At 41.2% G+C, this 18,140-nt stretch carries 17 protein-coding genes and 1 riboswitch; of the genes, 11 read left to right on the top strand and 6 right to left on the bottom strand.

Going from position 1 to position 18,140, the window contains the following annotated elements:
- A partial coding sequence (locus AAGC65_RS18555; protein WP_343113957.1) for a TRCF domain-containing protein occupies positions 1 to 647 on the top strand: 647 nt, incomplete at its 5' end.
- A gap of 135 nt (positions 648 to 782) precedes the next feature.
- Positions 783 to 1,613: a hypothetical protein gene (locus AAGC65_RS18550; RefSeq protein WP_343113956.1), complete on the top strand. Its 831-nt coding sequence runs from the start codon at positions 783 to 785 to the stop codon at positions 1,611 to 1,613.
- Positions 1,614 to 1,658: 45 nt separating this feature from the next.
- Here AAGC65_RS18550 and hpt read toward each other — a convergent pair whose 3' ends face one another.
- The gene (gene hpt / locus AAGC65_RS18545; protein ID WP_343113955.1) at positions 1,659 to 2,195 is read right to left on the bottom strand and encodes a hypoxanthine phosphoribosyltransferase; all 537 of its coding nucleotides are present in this window, start codon (positions 2,193 to 2,195) and stop codon (positions 1,659 to 1,661) included.
- Positions 2,196 to 2,341: 146 nt separating this feature from the next.
- Between hpt and AAGC65_RS18540 the strand changes: the two genes are divergently transcribed.
- A complete protein-coding gene (locus tag AAGC65_RS18540) occupies positions 2,342 to 3,568 on the top strand; it encodes a pitrilysin family protein (RefSeq protein WP_343113958.1) in 1,227 nt (408 codons plus the stop codon).
- A 23-nt stretch (positions 3,569 to 3,591) separates the two neighbouring features.
- A complete protein-coding gene (def, locus tag AAGC65_RS18535; RefSeq protein ID WP_343113954.1) occupies positions 3,592 to 4,164 on the top strand; it encodes a peptide deformylase in 573 nt (190 codons plus the stop codon).
- A 111-nt stretch (positions 4,165 to 4,275) separates the two neighbouring features.
- Here the strand turns inward: def and AAGC65_RS18530 are convergent, their stop codons facing one another.
- The 3 genes from AAGC65_RS18530 to AAGC65_RS18520 all read right to left on the bottom strand — a co-directional run bounded on the left by AAGC65_RS18530 (position 4,276) and on the right by AAGC65_RS18520 (position 6,572).
- On the bottom strand, positions 4,276 to 4,914 hold the full coding sequence (locus AAGC65_RS18530) for a hypothetical protein (protein ID WP_343113953.1): 639 nt from the start codon (positions 4,912 to 4,914) through the stop codon (positions 4,276 to 4,278).
- A gap of 113 nt (positions 4,915 to 5,027) precedes the next feature.
- On the bottom strand, positions 5,028 to 5,306 hold the full coding sequence (locus AAGC65_RS18525) for a NifU family protein (RefSeq protein ID WP_166095485.1): 279 nt from the start codon (positions 5,304 to 5,306) through the stop codon (positions 5,028 to 5,030).
- Positions 5,307 to 5,501: 195 nt separating this feature from the next.
- Entirely contained in the window at positions 5,502 to 6,572 is a 1,071-nt protein-coding gene (locus AAGC65_RS18520) for an Mrp/NBP35 family ATP-binding protein (RefSeq protein ID WP_343113952.1), read from the bottom strand.
- Positions 6,573 to 6,688: 116 nt separating this feature from the next.
- On the opposite strand from AAGC65_RS18520, the gene AAGC65_RS18515 reads away from it, so the two are divergent.
- The 6 genes from AAGC65_RS18515 to AAGC65_RS18490 all read left to right on the top strand — a co-directional run bounded on the left by AAGC65_RS18515 (position 6,689) and on the right by AAGC65_RS18490 (position 12,754).
- Positions 6,689 to 8,938, top strand: coding sequence for a biosynthetic peptidoglycan transglycosylase (locus tag AAGC65_RS18515; protein ID WP_343113951.1), 2,250 nt, complete (start codon positions 6,689 to 6,691; stop codon positions 8,936 to 8,938).
- A 104-nt stretch (positions 8,939 to 9,042) separates the two neighbouring features.
- Positions 9,043 to 9,672 (top strand): NAD(P)H-dependent oxidoreductase, encoded by a 630-nt coding sequence (locus AAGC65_RS18510; RefSeq protein WP_343113950.1) that lies wholly within the window; start codon positions 9,043 to 9,045, stop codon positions 9,670 to 9,672.
- A gap of 164 nt (positions 9,673 to 9,836) precedes the next feature.
- Positions 9,837 to 10,202, top strand: coding sequence for a response regulator (locus tag AAGC65_RS18505; RefSeq protein ID WP_343113949.1), 366 nt, complete (start codon positions 9,837 to 9,839; stop codon positions 10,200 to 10,202).
- Positions 10,203 to 10,353: 151 nt separating this feature from the next.
- The gene (locus tag AAGC65_RS18500; RefSeq protein WP_343113948.1) at positions 10,354 to 10,584 is read left to right on the top strand and encodes a hypothetical protein; all 231 of its coding nucleotides are present in this window, start codon (positions 10,354 to 10,356) and stop codon (positions 10,582 to 10,584) included.
- Positions 10,585 to 10,736: 152 nt separating this feature from the next.
- Positions 10,737 to 11,591, top strand: a complete 855-nt coding sequence (locus tag AAGC65_RS18495; protein WP_343113947.1) for a prolyl oligopeptidase family serine peptidase — start codon at positions 10,737 to 10,739, stop codon at positions 11,589 to 11,591.
- A 98-nt stretch (positions 11,592 to 11,689) separates the two neighbouring features.
- The gene (locus AAGC65_RS18490; RefSeq protein ID WP_343113946.1) at positions 11,690 to 12,754 is read left to right on the top strand and encodes an alpha/beta hydrolase; all 1,065 of its coding nucleotides are present in this window, start codon (positions 11,690 to 11,692) and stop codon (positions 12,752 to 12,754) included.
- Positions 12,755 to 12,802: 48 nt separating this feature from the next.
- Here the strand turns inward: AAGC65_RS18490 and AAGC65_RS18485 are convergent, their stop codons facing one another.
- Complete coding sequence (locus AAGC65_RS18485) at positions 12,803 to 15,184, bottom strand: TonB-dependent receptor domain-containing protein (protein WP_343113945.1); 2,382 nt, start codon at positions 15,182 to 15,184, stop codon at positions 12,803 to 12,805.
- Positions 15,185 to 15,343: 159 nt separating this feature from the next.
- Positions 15,344 to 15,535: riboswitch (cobalamin riboswitch) on the bottom strand.
- A gap of 196 nt (positions 15,536 to 15,731) precedes the next feature.
- Here AAGC65_RS18485 and AAGC65_RS18480 point away from each other — a divergent pair.
- The gene (locus tag AAGC65_RS18480) at positions 15,732 to 16,220 is read left to right on the top strand and encodes a protease (RefSeq protein WP_343113944.1); all 489 of its coding nucleotides are present in this window, start codon (positions 15,732 to 15,734) and stop codon (positions 16,218 to 16,220) included.
- A gap of 97 nt (positions 16,221 to 16,317) precedes the next feature.
- Here the strand turns inward: AAGC65_RS18480 and AAGC65_RS18475 are convergent, their stop codons facing one another.
- Positions 16,318 to 17,874 (bottom strand): DUF5010 domain-containing protein, encoded by a 1,557-nt coding sequence (locus AAGC65_RS18475; protein WP_343113943.1) that lies wholly within the window; start codon positions 17,872 to 17,874, stop codon positions 16,318 to 16,320.
- Positions 17,875 to 18,140: the final 266 nt, after the last annotated feature.

Below are 18,140 nucleotides of genomic sequence, written 5' to 3'. Positions count from 1 at the left end.
ACGTAGCCATGCGCGATCTGGACATCCGCGGCAGTGGCAACCTGCTGGGTGCCGAGCAAAGCGGCTTTATTGCCGAAATAGGCTTCGACATGTATCATAAAATATTGGACGAAGCTATACAGGAACTTAAAGAGGACGAATTTAAAGGTGTTTTCCCTGATGATAAGCCCCGCCCGTTTATTTCCTTTACCCAGATAGATACTGACCTCGAGATCCTAATTCCCGACGAATACGTAACCAATATTGCCGAACGTTATAACCTCTACACCGAATTATCCAAACTGGAGAACGAAGTGGAACTTTCAGCGTTTCAGCAACAGCTGCATGACCGTTTTGGTAAAATACCGCCACAGGTTCACGACCTGCTGAACACCATGCGCCTGCAATGGCTGGGCAAAACTATCGGTTTCGAGAAAATCTCACTTAAAAAGAATGTGCTGCGAGGGTATTTTATCAGCAACCAGCAATCGGCTTACTTTGAATCAGATGCTTTCCGTAATGTGCTTACGTTTGTACAATCAAACATGCGCCGCACCAACCTCAAAGAAGTAAAAAACACCCTGCGCTTAAGCATCGAGGGTGTTAATAGTATTGATCAGGCCGTATTGTTTTTAAATGAGATAGCAGGGATGGTTGGGGTTGATTAAATTATATTTACGTCAGTTCAGAAGTAACCCGCATATTGTACATTGTTTCATTAAACAATGAGTAAAAACTGTACCTTTGTCATATTTTTTATACAATTAATAGCTCTTTTAATTATATTTAGATAATTAAAATTTATGGCAGATATAGAGGTTTTTCACTTTGATGAAACTAAAGAAAGTTTTGAAAATCATTCAAATGAGAACGGTTTTACATACTGGAGTGCACGGAAATTAATGGAATGCTTGGGCTATCTAAATTGGAATACTTTTAACCAAGTGATCAGCAAAGCAATGACTACCTGCAATACTTTAAATATCCCTATAATGGGAAATTTTGAGGCAAGGATGATTGAGCTTAACGGAAAGCTTATTCCTGATTTTAAACTCTCCCGATTTGCCTGTTATTTAGTATCAATGAACGGCAATATAAAAATGCCACAAGTGGCTAAAGCACAAGCTTATTTTGCCGCATTAGCTGGTGCTGTTCAAGATTATCAGATAGAAGCAGAAAAAGTAGAACGGCTACAAATACGGGGTGAAGTATCTGAAAGAGAATCAACATTAAGTGGTGTGGCATTTTCTGCAGGAGTAAAGAATTATGCATTCTTTCAAAACGCCGGATACATGGGAATGTATAACAAAAACATTAAGCAATTAAAATTAGTACGCCGCATCGATGAAAAAAGAAGCTTACTTGATTTTATGGGTAAAGATGAGTTAGCAGCAAATTTATTTAGGATAACTCAAACCGAATTAAAAATAAGAAACGAAAATGTATCTGGCCAATCAAGGTTAGAAAGTGCAGCTCATACAGTTGGCAGACAGGTGAGACAAGCAATGATTGATATTAACAATATAACTCCCGAACAACTACCTATTCATGATGACATTAAACAAGTCAAGAAAGAATTGAAAGAAAAGAATAAAGCACTTAAAAGCTTTAAGTCAAAGGGGCTTAATAAATAATAAAACTGGGGTAGAATATTTATTAGAATACCTACCCCAGTTTCATTACACTTTCTTATAAATGCTATTCAAATTTCTGCCCAGCTCCTGGTAATCCAGGCCATAGCCAACTACAAATTCGTTTTCAATTTCAAAGCCTACATATTTAAGCTCTTCAATAGGTTTTTGCAGCGCTGCAGGCTTCAACAGCAGCGAGCACACGCTGATAGATGCCGGTTTGCGTTGCTTTAATTTATCAACCAGGTAATTAAGCGTATTTCCGGTATCAACAATATCTTCAATAATTATTACATCGCGGTCTTTGATATCTACGATCAAGTCAATATCCTCGCGAATTTTGAGTTTGCTTGTGGTGCCACCGTAATAAGAAGCCAGCTTGGTAAAGGCAACTTCACAGGGGATGTCAATGTGTTTCATAAGGTCGGCAATAAACAAAAAACTGCCATTCAGCACACCAACAAATATGGGGGTACTTTTTTGATAATCAGCATTAAGTTGTTGTCCAATGGTCTTGATTCGTTCGGCTATTACATTTTTGTTAATGAGGGGCTCAAACTCAAGGTCAGAAATTTTAATTTTCATGGTAGGGGTATTAAGATGTTCAGGTATTAAATTATTGTAAAGCAACGTGGTAATTGTTATACAATTTTTGGCCTAAAATAGTATAAATAGGGTACAATAGCATGAAAATAATTGTAACGTATATAACGTTATATTTACACCTCATGATAGACTATCAGGCTTACACCTTACCAAACGGCATCAGGATATTGTATAAACACGCTCCGTTTGCCATTACTCATTGTTGCTTTATTGTAAACGCTGGCTCGCGTGATGAAAACGCTGGGCAAGAGGGTCTGGCTCATTTTATTGAACACCTGCTGTTTAAAGAAACTGAACGGCGCAGTACCAGTCAAATACTAAACCGGCTGGAACTGGTTGGCGCCGACCTTAACGCCTATACCACTAAAGAATATACTTGTATACATGCCTCATTACTTGGCCAGCATCTGGAGCGTGCTATGGATCTGTTTGAGGATATTCTTTTTCACTCCACCTTTCCTGAGGATGAGCAGGAGAAAGAAAAAGGAGTGATACTGGACGAGATCGCCTCCTACCTTGACCAACCTGAAGAGGCCATACAGGATGATTTTGAAGAACTCCTGTTTGCCAATCACCCAATGGGCAAAAACATCCTGGGCACAGAAGAGTCTGTAGGTAAAATGAACGGCGATGATATCCGGGCATTTATTAGCGCCAACTATAGTCCATCTGAAATGATCTTCGCCGTTAATGGCACTTATGATTTCAAGAAGATCATCAAATTATCGGAAAAATATTTTGGCCATGTTGCAGTAAACCCGTCTATAAAAAACCGGACCACGCCACCTGCTAATCAAAGCGGTGTACATATCGTTAAAAAGCCCATCTCTCAAACACACTGTATTATAGGTAACCAAGCTTATTCATCATCGCATAAGCACAAAAATGGTTTATTACTACTGAATAATTTGTTAGGCGGCATGGGCATGAGCAGCAGGCTCAACCTTGAGATCCGCGAAAAATACGGCATCGCCTACACCATCGAATCAAACTATACGGCGCTTACTGATACCGGTATTTTTTCTATTTACTATGGCACCGATGCTGAAAAAGCCGAAAAGGCCTCGCGCCTGGTTCATAAGGAATTAAAGAAACTGCGCGATCAAAAACTGGGTACATTACAGCTGCATCAGGCCAAAGAAAAATTTATTGGCCAGATAGCCCTTGCCGAAGAAAACAGGATGAGCCTTATTATTTCAATGGCCAAAAGTTTGCTTGATTTTAACCATATTGATACGCTCGAAGATGTATTTAATAAGATAAATGCCGTTACTGCTGATCAATTATTGGAAATAAGCAACGAAATTTTTGATATTGACAGGCTAATTACATTGAAATTTGAGCCTAAATAATAATAAACCTGTATTTTTGCACAATGAAATACCCTATCATAGCCTACGGAGATCCGGTTTTAAGGAAAAAAGCGACAGCAATTGAACCTGATGAATACCCGCACATTAAAGAGCTGGTTGAAAACATGTTTGACACCATGTATGCCGCACATGGCGTAGGGCTGGCCGCCCCTCAGGTTGGCATGTCTATGCGTTTATTTGTGGTTGATGCCTCTGTATTTAGCGATGATGAACCCGACCTGAAAGACTTTAAAAAAGCATTTATTAACGCTACCATTTTAGAGGAAGAGGGCGAAGAATGGGGTTTTAACGAAGGCTGTCTGAGTATTCCTGATATCCGCGAAGATGTTTACCGCAAGCCGATTGTAAAACTATCGTACTATGACGAAAACTGGAAACACCATGTTGAAAGCTTTAAAGGTTTAGCAGCCCGCGTTATTCAGCATGAGTATGACCATATTGAAGGTAAATTATTTACTGATAAACTAAGCCCGCTACGCAGACGCCTTATTGAGAAGAAACTGAACGATATTTCAAAAGGGATGGTTGACGTAGATTACAAAATGAAATTCCCGGCTGTTAAAAAAGGCAGATAAATTTTAGTTGTGAGTTGTGAGTGATGAGTTTTGAGTATACGATACTCATCATTCCCTATTAAGTCAAGAGAAACTAAAACTCAATACTTAAAACTCAGAATTTCTTAAAACTTAGTTACTACTGCTCTTATTATCAGAATCTGTTATCTGCTTTACTAAGCTACCCCAGGCCAGCGGATTAAGCAGCGGATTGGGCGTTAATGAATGGGAATTTAATATGCTGGTGTGCATACTCTGGGCTGTAGCCGATTGTATTTCCTGAGCATCGCGCGGCAATATGTTACCTAAAGCAACCAGTGATGTGCGGCTGATATTTTTGCGGGCAATCTCCAGATCATCATCGGCCAGTTTTATAGCCAGAAAATCTTTTTTAAACTCATCAGTAGTGGCCCATGGAAACACGTGGAAAGTAGGCAGGTTGATAATTTTCGGTTTCAGCAAAACCTGCATGGTATAGCTGCTGTTGGGTACTTTTGCCGGTATTACAACGGTTAATGTACCATAACCCACGCAAGTAAACCGCAAGGTGTCCTGCTCATGGGCAACAAATGAAAAATAACCTTTATAGTTTGATTGGTTAATGGAATTACGGCCAGACGTATTGGTAATAGTTACATAAGGCACTATAACATTAACGCTATCTGCATTATGCACAACACCTGTAAACTGCACCACAGGTCTATCGTCATGGCTTTGAGCAAAAACTCCTGCCGTTGCAAACAAAAATAATATGGCTATTAAATATTTCATAAACCAATCGCCCTTTCCGTATATATTACACTCCCCTGCCGGAAAAAGTTTCAAAACTAATTCAAAAGTACGTTAATGCCTTATTATGCGGGGCATTTTAACAATACTTAACACTATCTCAAATTTTCGGGGAGTACCGCGTTAGGATCGTCAATATCAGTTAAGTTAATAGCCTCAATGCCTGTAACTTCAGGAACCGCCTTTTTTATAGCCTGCTCAATGCCTGCCTTAAGCGTCATGATGCTCATTGGGCATGATCCGCATGAACCTAATAATTTTAACTTAACTACACCCTCTGGGGTAATCTCCTCAATCGAAACATTCCCGCCATCAGCCTCCAAATACGGACGGATGGTATCTAAAGCTGTTTCTACCTGACTTAATAAACTCATTTTTACTAATTTATAACAAAAGTAAAGTTACTTAATTATTTACAATATTTTTTATGGATCTATCGTCTTTGACAGACAAAAGACTTTTGGACTATGAGACAATGGACTTAAAAAAAGATGGTTGAAAAATCAACCATTTCTTTTATTCCTAAATCTTTTATCCATTGTCTTAAAGTCTCTTAGTCCTAAAGTCCCTTATCCAATCAATGCTTTTGCATTTGATATCGCTACCTGTTGCGCTACGCGGCTGGCCATCTCCAGGAAGGCGTTGGTCATTGGGCCATCCTCGTCCATTATGGTTGGCTTACCGGCATCGCCAGATTCGCTTATACCCTTTACTAACGGAATTTCCCCTAAAAATGGTACATCCAGTTGTTCGGCCAGTTTGTGGCCGCCGCCTTTACCAAATATATAATATTTATTTTCGGGCAGCTCGGCTGGTGTAAAGTACGACATGTTTTCTACCACACCCAATATCGGCACATTAATAGCCGGCATTAAAAACATACCTATCCCCTTTTTAGCATCGGCAAGTGCTACGTTTTGCGGCGTGGTAACAATAACAGCACCGGTAACCGGGAAAGTTTGCGTAACGGTAATGTGAATATCGCCGGTTCCGGGAGGCAGGTCAACTACCAGGTAGTCCAGTTCGCCCCAGTCGGCATCGTTAAACAATTGTTTTACCGCGGTTGATACCATTGGCCCGCGCCAGGGCACAGGTTGATTAGGGTCTGTAAAAAAGCCTATGGAAAGCAGCTTAATGCCATATTTTTCAATAGGTTCAATGCGGGTTTTGCCATCAACAGTACTTGCTTGCGGGCGCGCGCCCTCCAAACCAAACATAATAGGTACCGATGGACCATAAATATCAGCATCAATTAAACCTACTTTGGCACCGGCTTTGGCCAGTCCTAAAGCCAGGTTTGCCGCCACGGTTGATTTACCAACCCCGCCTTTGCCCGATGCTACGGCTATTATATTTTTAACACCAGGTACACCTGTATTTTTTTGCGTGGTAACCCTTGATGTCATGTTAATGCTCACCACCGCCTCTTTACTTATAAAATGGCTGATAGCATTACGGCAGGCATTTTCAATTAAGGCTTTTAGGGGGCAAGCCGGGGTTGTTAATACAACCGAAAAGCTAACGTTGTTGCCATCTATATGAATATCCTGTATCATGTTCAGGGTAACCAGGTCCTTTTTCAGGTCTGGTTCTTCTACATTACCCAGGGCTTGTAAAACTTGTTCTTTAGTAATTATCATAATATTGTGGCAAATTTATGAAAACAGGCTGTTGATTACGTTGGTTTAAGAAACAATTTGCAGAAACAACCGTTTGCAGGGGATAAGATTTAGTTTAGTTTTGGAAAAATTTACACATGAAGCGCCTTAATCCTAAATATATACGCATAGCCGCCTTTATACTGGTACCCTTGTTAGTTATTTTTTTAATAGTTGGGTACACCACCTATTCAAAACGTGAGTCGTTGCTTCAAAAAGCTATCGACAAAGCTAAAGCAAAAGCCAAAAGGGATTATAATTTAGATGTAAAAATAGGCTCGGCGCACTTTACCGGCACCAGCACCGTATCATTTACCGATGTAACCATAGTACCCGATCAGCGCGATAGCCTGCTGAATATCAAAACGCTGGTAGTAAGTGTTAAGCTGCTGCCACTGGCCGTTGGCGATATTAAACTGGCCGATGTAATACTGCAGGACGGTTTTATAAACCTGACCAGCGTTAAAGGTGTTAAAAACTTTGACTTCCTGTTTAAAAAGAAAAAGGATACTACCGCTACGCATACCAAGGTTGATCTGGCCGATCTGTCTGACCACCTCATTAACGAGCTCTTGTATAAAATTCCCGATAACCTGGCGCTCAGCAATTTTTCAATTGCTTTCAGGGATGACAGCACCCGGCTTAAGCTACTTGCTAAAAGTGCCATGATCAAGGATGGTAACCTAACCTCAACCATTGATGTAGATAATGGAGCGGCTACCTGGCATGTTGCCGGTAAAATGCACCCGTCAGATAAGGATATTGATGTAAAATTATATGCCGATGGAAAAAAGGTAGAGTTACCGATCATCGAGAAAAAATTCAGGCTTAAGTTAAATTTTGATACCATCAGCACTAAATTGACCAAAGTAGAGCATGGCGGTGGCGAAACAAAAATTTATGGCTCATGGGCGGTACATAACCTGCTGATTCATCATCCGGCTTTATCATCTGATAATATTGAGTTTCCGGATGCCTCTATTGATGCCAATGTTTTTGTTGGCAGCAATTATGTATCGGTTGATAGTTCTTCGCTCATTCACATTAAAAAACTAACTGCTCATCCATTCATTAAATACACCCTTAACCCGGTTAAAATTTATGAACTGAAGATCAATACCGGCTGGCTCAACGCTGCCGATATCTTTGACGCGTTCCCATCGGGAATGTTTGATGCGCTTAATGGTATACAGGTGGCCGGTAAATTGAATTATGCATTAAACTTTTATATGGATTCATCCAAGCTGGACGATCTGCAATTTGATTCCAGGCTGAGCAAGGATAATTTCAGGATCATTAAGTATGGCAAAACCGACCTTACAAAGCTTAATAGCTCTTTTGTTTACACGCCATACGAAAAGGGAAAACCAATGGCTCCGCACCTGATTGGCCCCGATAACCCAGAGTTTACACCGCTTGAACAAATTGCACCAACCCTACGCAACGCGGTAATGACAGCCGAAGACCCATCCTTTTACAACAATCATGGCTTTGTGGAAGAAGCCATCCGTAAATCAATAGTAACTGATTTTAAAGACAAGAAATTTAAGCGCGGCGGTAGCGGTATATCTATGCAGCTGGTTAAAAACGCCTATCTGAGCAAAGAAAAAACCCTCTCCCGCAAAATTGAAGAGATCCTGATCGTATGGATCATCGAGAATAATCGCCTTATGAGTAAAAACCGCATGCTGGAGGTTTATTTCAATATTATTGAATGGGGCCGTAACATATACGGCATATCAGAAGCATCGCACTATTATTTTGGCAAGTCGCCGTCTGAACTTACCCTGGGCGAGAGTATTTACCTGGCCAGCATTGTGCCATACCCTAAAGGCGGCCTGTATGCATTTCAGCCTGATGGTACTTTGAGGCCGGGCCTGCATGGCTACTTTAATTTGATTGGTAAGCTGATGGCTCAAAAAGGTTATACCCAACGTGACACCAATGCTTATGGTTTTTATTCGGTAAGGTTGAGGGAAGGCCTGCGCCGCGCCATTGCTCCTGTTGATACCGCTACGGCCGATAGCCTGATGAAGCAAGGCGGCGACGATAATGAGATTATGCCGGCACTGGAAGACCCAACCAAGAAGCCTAACTTTTTCCAACGTTTATTCGGTAAAAAAGATACTACAGGTAAGGGTGAAGAGGAAAAAGAAAAGCTGAAAGAAAAATCGGCTAAAGAAAAACTGAAAGACCAGGTTGAAGCCCTGAAGCAGGAATATAAACTGAAGATCGATAATATTGATACAGCAGGAAAAACCCGCAAAGAAATACGACAGGAAAAACGCAGGCTTAGAAAAGAACAGGACGATAAAGAGGATGAGCTAAAGGCAAAGGCTAATTTATAACTCTTCAAACAATTAGATGTTTAAACATCTAATTTACATACAGGTGACTATATTTTTTGTTTGAACATTTAAATTTGTTCTAACAACAGCAAAACAATACAATTATGTCACTGATAGAAAAATTACAATGGCGTGCCGCCGTTAAAAAGTTTGATCCAAGCAAAAATATAACAACCGAACAATTAGATAACCTGCTGAGCGCCGTTCAGCTTGCCCCTACTTCATATGGCTTGCAACCCTTTAAAGTTATTGTGGTTAAGGATGCTGAAACCCGTGAAAAATTAAAAGCAGCCGGCTATAACCAGGCTCAAATTACAGATGCCGATGCCTTATTTGTTTTCGCGTCGGTAACTAAGTTTGATGAGCAATTTGGTAAGAGTTTCATTGACCTTGTTGCTTCGGTACGCAATGTTGATCGTGCAAGCCTTGCAGGTTATGAGCAAGTTGTTTTAGGCGCATTGGGTAACCGTACGGAAGAACAGAATTTGGCCTGGGCACACAAACAAGCTTATGTAGCTTTAGGCGTACTGTTAAGCGCCGCTGCCGATATGGGTATTGATGCCGGACCTATGGAAGGTTTTGATGCCGCGAAATTTGATGAAATACTGGGACTGAAAGAAAAAGGTTTAACTACCACAGTTATCGCAGCCGTTGGCTTCCGTGCAGAAGATGATCATTATAGCAAAATGATAAAAGTACGCAGACCGAAAGAAGAGCTGTTTATCCACGTTTAATTCCTACATTTTTATCAGGCCTGTTATCACGCTGCTCTTCGCGACTGTGATAATAGGCCTTTCTATTTACATTATTGCCCTTCTTTCAGTACACTTCCGCATCTATAACCTCAAGAAAATCAATGGCATGCACTTTGTATATCTAAACCCGGGAGATTATAAAGATGGCAAAGAAAATATTAATTGTGGACCACAACGAGTTAATGACAGATGTCATGTCATATATCTTAACCGGCAAGGGCTATGATGTAATAGCCCTTAACCAGGCCGACCATATATTTACGAACATTAACCAAAATCACCCCGATTTGGTAATTCTTGACTCGCTATTGCCTGGAATTGATGGCGTTGATATTTGCCGCCTTTTAAAACGTAACAAAGCCACGCAGGCTCTCCCGGTGATCATTTGTAGCTATAATGATGACGCCGATCAATCCATTCAGCAAATAGCTACACCTGATGATATTTTGCATAAACCTTTTGGTATGAGCAACCTGATTGAAAAGGTAGAGTACCAGCTTGCGGCTTAAATAACAGTACATTAACTGCAACCTAATAATACCTGTTTGTATAGGTAACTCCTTCTGATCAGGATGTGCCGACACAAAAATTACCGCTCAATTTTCTTTAAAATGCAATTTTTATTGCCAACAATTGTATATTTACCCCGAGGAGAAAAAGATGGGCCTGCCACTAAGGATAACATATAACGATACCGACCACGTTTATCAGATCAATACAACACCGATCAACAAAGCAACAACTGAGCTTGAAATATTGCTAAATGGTGAGAAAATCATCCTTCAGAAGGATGCCCGCGGCGCATGGATACAAATGGGCGAAGGACCACTGATTGATCCTGAACTTGCCCAGGCACTTGGCCGCTCTGTGTCGTTAAGATTCAGGATGTAAGCGTTTTTTTTATCGATACAAGTTCACACCTACTTTGGGTTCTATCTATTGTTCAATTGCTGCAAACTTAGCAGTCGCTCCCAACTCTGTTATTTAAGCAAAATTTTTTCTGCTACCCTGTCATATCATAGTTAAACAAATAACTTTGCTATATGACTAAACCCATCTATTTCTTTTTTACAGCCTGGCTATTGCTTTTAACTGCCTGCGCTGGAATCAAAAAAGAAACCGGGTATTACAGAATCAGCCAAACCGTTAGTGCTGATTCGGTGGTAAAACTTAAAAGCAACCTCTCGCATGCTATAAATAATGATTTGTTTGAATCGTTTATTTTTACCGGTAACAACCATATAACTATTCCTTACCGGCTGTTGCGTCCGGTAAAATTGGGCAAAGCGGATAAGTACCCATTAGTACTTGTGTTACATAGCTCTGGTGCTATCGGCACCGATAACGTAAGCCAGCTGGGCGTTTTGGCCAAATTATGGGCTAAGCCCACTACACACAAGCAATACCCGGCTTATGTAGTAGTACCACAGTTTCCGCAACGGTCATCCAATTATTATGTAGATAGGGATAGAAATGTACTTGCATCTGTGCCGGCCCCTTCCCTATCGCAGGCTTTACAACTAATTGATTCCCTAAAGCAAGTTTTACCGATAAATGTAAAACAGATATATGTTATCGGTTTTTCTATGGGCGCATCCTCCACAGTTAATTCTTTAGGCCTACGTCCGGATCTGTTTGCTGCCGCTGTATCTGTTTCGGGCATACCTGATTTTAATTATACCGATAAGCTTGCTCAAATACCGTTATGGCTTATTCATGGCAATGCCGATACGGAAAACCCAATACCCAGCGACAAACAGTTGTATAAAGAACTATTATCGCGGCATGCCCAACACATCAAATTCTGGGAAATTGATCACCTTAATCATGACGTTTACTCAGAATTATACACCAGCGATGCCATACCAGCTTGGTTATTCGGCCACAAAAAGAAGTAGGCGCTTGTGTAAAATTTTTGATCCTTTGATTTAAGCGCCTATTCATCACCTATCTTGTATCCGATTAGCTTAAAATCAAGGATCAACCTCTATCTCCTATGTTATTACGATACAAAACGCTTTTCATCTGCACCTGGTTATTATTATGTTCTGCAAGCTTATTTGCCCAACAAACACCATATGAAGCAGAAGACAAGGTTGCGGCCGACTTTAAAAAACTATTAAACAGACCAAGGGTTGCGGCCAGGGCGTCTTTTCAAACTAATAAAACTGATTCGGTTATTATTGAAACCGGCTATATATACAGTGAAAAGGACGAGAGGGTGCCTATGCTCATCTATAAACCGGTTACACAAGCAAAAGCATTCCCCGCGGTTATTTTTTTGCATGGTACCGGTGGATCCAAAGACTCCAAAGACATCAAAAAAACGCTATATCAGCTTAGTAAAAGGGGCATAATAGGCGTGGCCATTGATGCCCGCTATCATGGCGCTCGCGTTGCCGGGGGCGCACATGGCTCAAAAGAATACGTAGAAGCTGTTACCAAAGCCTGGCATAATACCGACCCAACCAGCCAAACCCATCCCTTCTTTTTTGATACCGCGTACGACTTGTGGCGTGTAACCGATTACCTGGTAAGCAGACCCGACGTAGCGGCCGATCGTATTGGTATGGGTGGTATATCAATGGGTGGTATTGAAACCTGGATGGCGGCTTCTGTTGATACCCGAATAAAAGTAGTGGTGTTGGATATAGCGGCACAAAGCTTCAAGTGGTCGCTTGAAAATGATAAATGGCAGGGCCGTGCAGGTACTATTCGCGGGGCGCATTTACAAGCCGCTAAAGATCTGGGCGATTCATCACTTAATAAAAAGAATGTGAAAGCCCTTTGGGACAAGCTACTACCTGGTATAACCGGTGAATTTGATTGCCCATCCATGATCAGACTATTAGCTCCCAGGCCTTTGCTGATATTAAGCACCGAAAAGGATCAGAACTGCCCGCTGCCGGGCGCTAATATCGCGTTTGAATCTGCCAGGACAGCTTATGCTTCCAAAAACGCCACGGATAAAATAACGATGGATATTGCCCCAAACCTGCCGCATACTACCACGCCACAGCATTCAAAAATGACGCTTGACTGGTTCAGTAAATGGCTTTAAGTTAAAAACCCACATCCCCGGCCAAGTGCCGGGGATGTGGATAATGATCTATTTAAAAAAGTAACTCACATGCGCCACGGCGGCAAATTTAGTACCAGGCGTAAACGCAACACCATCCACCGGTGCTTCCCCCCTTAAACGGGTCTCCTGTTCAAACTGCGATTCTTTCCATTTTACATTAAACAGATTATTGATGGTTATACCTATTTCATATTTAGGCTGCGTATAGTTCAACACCAGATCGTTTACAAAATAGCCTACGGCGGTTAAGCTATTATCCTCATTAGCTGGCCTGTCGCTCAAATAGCGATAGCGCAAACTGCCATTAAAACCACTTTTGCTTAAATAGGTAACCCCACCCGTGCTGCTCCATACCGGTGCCAACGGAATATAATTTTGCCCGGCTGGATCATCTAACGAACGGCCGTGCGCATAATTCACATCGGCATCAAAGAAAAGGAACGATACCGGCTGGTAACGTGCAGAAAAATCAAAACCTATACGTTGAGTACGTCCGCTAAAGTCAACCGTACCGCCATCGCCACCATAAACAAACTCTTTAGATAAATAACCATACCATACAGCGGTATTGATCAATAAAGATTTCACAGGCTTAAATACCGTTCCCAAATCTGCATTGTAGGCCGCCGCCAAACCCTCAGAACCACCTGTGGCTACCACAACACGGGTATCATTGGAGTTGAAACCTTTGCCCAACGATAAGTAAAACTGCGTTTTATCTGTTGCCTGATAGTAAAAGTTCAGCTTGGGGCTAATAATATTATTATTGGCCTTGTAAACACCTACACCACGCAATGTGGTGTCGCTTGCCAGCTTGTTATTGTATTTATAATAAAACTGATCAAAACGCAAGCCCGCGTTTAAGGTAAATTTCGGGTTAAACTTGAAGGTTTCGCCGATATATGCCCCTGCGCTAAACTCGGTGATATCGCCCATTTTGATAGGATTAAGCAGGGTGTAGCGATTAACAGTATGTAACAATTCAGAATTATCAGTAGCATCCAGCCGGGCATTAATACCAACATCCGTTGTCATTTTTACATCGCCTAAATAACCCTCATGAAAATAGCTCCCATTGTAACCATATAAATTACGCGCCTCCCGCTGCCTGATCTCATCGCCGTTTACAGTATCTACTAAAAAGAAGGTAAAGTTGCTGTGCAAATCAAATTTATACCGGGAGTAATATAACTGGTTTTTTAGCAGATCATGTTCGCCCAGGGTTGTCAGCAATTGTACATTAACATTGGTTCGTGAAGTTACGCCGCCTTCATTCGGATCGAGCGCACCAAAATAGTTGACCCTACCTTCGTTTACCGCATATTCCGGTATCTGGCCTGATGCAAACCAACTACTATAAAGTGTAGAAGCGCTTACCGTTAACCAATTATTATCAGAGATCTTGCCATGATATTTGGTAAAAAAGTTAAAGCGTTTAAAATGTTGCGCATTATCAAAATAACTATCGCTGTATCGATATTCTGAAGCCGCATACCATGACTGATCTTTAGCCTTGGCCTTTTCGCCCAGTAAATTTACCATGCCTAAAACCCGAAAGGTGTTAAACTGCCCTCCTTCTACTTTAAACATATTCTGGCTGATGGCATTGGCAGTATGAAAATCTACCGCACCGGTTACATCCAGATCGCCTTTTTCGGCATCGTATGACCCTTTTTTATAGGTGGTTTTTTCAATAGTTTCGGGAATAATAAAGTGGCTGTCTGCATAGCCCTGCCCGTGCGCGTGCGAAACCATGTTGATGGGCATACCATCGGCATAAAGGGCTATATCCGTTCCGTGGTCATTGTCAAACCCACGCAAAAATATCTGTTCTGCCTTACCGCCACCCTGATGTTGGCTGATGAATAGTCCGGGAACCATCCGCAATACTTCCTGCGAATTGGATACCCCGCGCATTTTAACATCCATTTCGCTGAGTGCCTTGTAGGGGTTTACCGAGTTACCCGAGATCACTACATCTGATAATTGGGTTTGCTGCGAAACAATAGCAAATATTTTATCTTTTTTAAAATCATTTATTGCACCGGTTCTTTTTTGATAACCTACGGCTGATATAGTAATTGTTTTGGCAGGGCCTGTACTTTTAAAATAAAAATTACCGTTCACATCGGTAATATCTACGTGGTTGCCGGGCATTAAGGTAATGGTTACACCATTAACCGGTACGCGGGTAGCGCTGTCAATAATTTTGCCCGCAAAGCTGTGTTGCTGTGCAAAAAGCACATTGCCGCTGCAAAGCAAGAGTAGCATTAACAGCAGCATTTTTGACTGCTGGAGGATCTTTGTTCCTGTTTGGCTTCTTTGGTGTTGTGGGGCTTTGTTTGTGCAACCCTTGTTCAACTCGCACAGGCTGTCAATACGCGGGCAGCCCTGGTTTTGTGTTAGCATTTTTTGGTAAATGTTTTTAAATGAATAAGTCAGTTAAAGTCCATTAGCTAAACTTCGCAATGCTACGAGGAGATGAGAAAGAAGCTGTACACGCAAATAATTATGGCTCAGGATACCCATAATTAGCGCATTGACCATTCCTGCTCCATTCCGCGAAAGCATTGTCAATTACAGTATGGCAGGTCTCCTGGCTTATAACATTTTTGCCGCCCTTCCCATTCCGTAAAAAGAACAGTGGGCATAAAATGGCAAAAATTGGTTGTGTTACTTACAGTTGCGCGACAGTCTGTGATTTGCACACAGTTCCCTATTAATTTACAATTAAGTAAAACCTATACTGGTTGATGAAGAATAAAGTAAAGAACTTGTTTTTGCGCAAAAGTAATTAATTGGCCATGATTTGCGCATTGATCTATATCAATAAAAAAGAGCGTTTATGAATACCCTTAAACTCGTAAAATACCCTTTTGATACCTATAACCATTTGATAACAGTAAAGTAAATGAGCCCGATGGATATTGATTGAACAAACTATTAACTTAGCTGTATGAAAAACAATTTATTAATATTAGGCGCTGCTTTAATAGCGCTTTCTTCCTGCAGTGTTAATAAACCCAAAACCACCAATGAAGATTCAGCCGCAGCCGCGCCTTTATTTGCCCGGATGAGCATGAAAGATACCATCAAAGCAGGCGATTCTGTTTTGATGAAATTTACGGTTTACAATAATGCCGACAGCGCTCAGCAGTTTTGCAAATGGCATACCCCATTTGAGCCCTTAATGAGTAAATACCTGGAAGTTAAAGACCAAACCGGTCAGGAAATGCAATATCAAGGTGCAATGGCTAAAAGAATGATGCCGCCACCGGCAAGCAGTTACATTAAAGTAAACGCGAAGGACAGTTTATCCGCCTCTGTTGATTTGGTAAAAGGCTATGCCTTAAAACAGCCCTCCAAGTACACTATTATCTACGTTGGCGAAAATATGAGCGGCTTAGTAGTAAAAGACAGTATTTCTTTTATTTTCTCAAAGTAAATAACCTATTTAACCAAAGAAGATACTTACTAAGAAAAACAAAAAAAGGATATTGGACAAAGCAGCCCAATATCCTTTTTTTGTTTTGGCCAATGGGTTAGGAATGAGAGGTTAACATTATCCAGTTAACTTGAACTCCACCCGTATTGAAAACTATGCGAACATTATGATATGACTTTGAAAAAGCGCCGAGGTCGCCAAAATCAAAAAGGGTCCATTTATTTGCAGCTCCTGTATTTGGTAGTTTCTTAGCTGGTTTATCAACACCATCAATAATCAAATGTGCCTGCATATTAGAAAGTGGATTGGCCAGCCGAACCTGGATACTCATATGGTTATTAAAAGGTAGTCTTCTCCACTCCAACCATTCATTTTTTTGAACAGAACTTACCTCAAATGCTCCACCTTCCGGATCAGTAGTCGGATTTATAGCAATATTACCGTTTCGATAAAAGTTCTTTTTCCCTTTACCACCGGCTGCTCCTCCAAAATAGTCACAACCTTCTGCCTCAAGTCTTAAAGTAGTCGGAAATGGGTTCCGGCTATGCTTCCGAAGTATGCCAAGCCGCTGGTTTGGATAATCATAACCAGTTTGTGCATAAGTCAGTGTTTTTCCATTGTCATCTATATTACGCACACGAAATAAAGCGGCATCTTCCTCATAATCGGTAAAGCCTTCACATAAGGTAAGCTGCGCGCCGGCACCTACTGTTTGGTTTAATCCGGTTTCAAGTGTATTACCGTGTTTAGGATCAATATAAACGTCTTCACCAGGATGTGCAAACTGCGACGCTACTACGCCAACAGAAGCCGATCTGAATTTATCTAAAGAAAAGGAAGTATTCGGGGCTCCGAACCAATCTTCCTTAGCATCGGCTATACCCGCAGCAAGGCATGTAGTATCGTTAGTAAAAAAATCCTGCGAAAGGATTATGTATGGATTAAAGCCAAAATCTGCCTGGCATTTCTGGCGCACGTAGGTTATTGCCTTTGAGGCATTGCCCTGCATGTTGGCAATAAAAAAATCGCTTCCTGTCCAAATGATAATAACAGGCCTTCCGTTTATTTTAAATCGGTTGGCATCCGGCACCGTCTTGAAAAATATTTTATAGTTCTGCTCGTAAATAAATTTCCAGTTAGCGGGTTTACTGATATCAAATGGCTTGTCGTACCCATGCCCTCGGCCGTTGGCATAATTCCACATAGCGCACCATGAAGCAGCATTGTCATCAAAAGCGGCAACTTTGAGCTGATTTTGTAATCCGCGTTTATTTATAGCGGCAATCATCGGGGCGATATTGGCGGGCGTGTCATCAAAATCGGCATTAGCGCCGGTTAGGTTTGGGCAAACAAAATCAACTCCTGCCTGAATTAATTGAGAAATCCAATCGTCCCAGGTATTATTAGGATTTTTAGGATCCGGATTATAAAGTGATATGTTTTGCTGGCCCGGATAGGTTAACGGTCCGGTCAGCTGATCACTGTATTGATAACCACAGGTAACTCCAAGATAGCCGGTTGTGGCCGCGGCCGTAACCAAAGGCAATTTTGAAATATCAGCCTGATTAACTGCGGTCTTAATATCCTCGTTTTTTTTACAGCCAGCCGTTATGGACAACAGCGCCATAATTAGTAAAGATGTTTGTTTTTTCATAGTAATTGATGGTATGTTTTTAGTTTAAATTGATTTAAACTAAACTCTCTACGGCATCTAAACCTTAAAGGTTGCTACAAAATTAACTCCATCTTTAAATATTTAAATAAATTGAAATTATATCCATAAGGGGTGTTTACTACCGTAAACAAAAAAGCATATCCCTGCGGTAATAAAACCGCTCAGATATGCCCTCTTTCAGTTCATTTTTAGTCGGGATGGCGGGATTCGAACCCACGACCTCCAGCACCCCATGCTGGCGCGAT

Origin of the sequence: Mucilaginibacter sp. (genome assembly GCF_039207105.1) — a bacterium.
GTDB lineage: Bacteria > Bacteroidota > Bacteroidia > Sphingobacteriales > Sphingobacteriaceae > Mucilaginibacter.
This window is presented reverse-complemented; position numbering and strand designations above follow the sequence as displayed.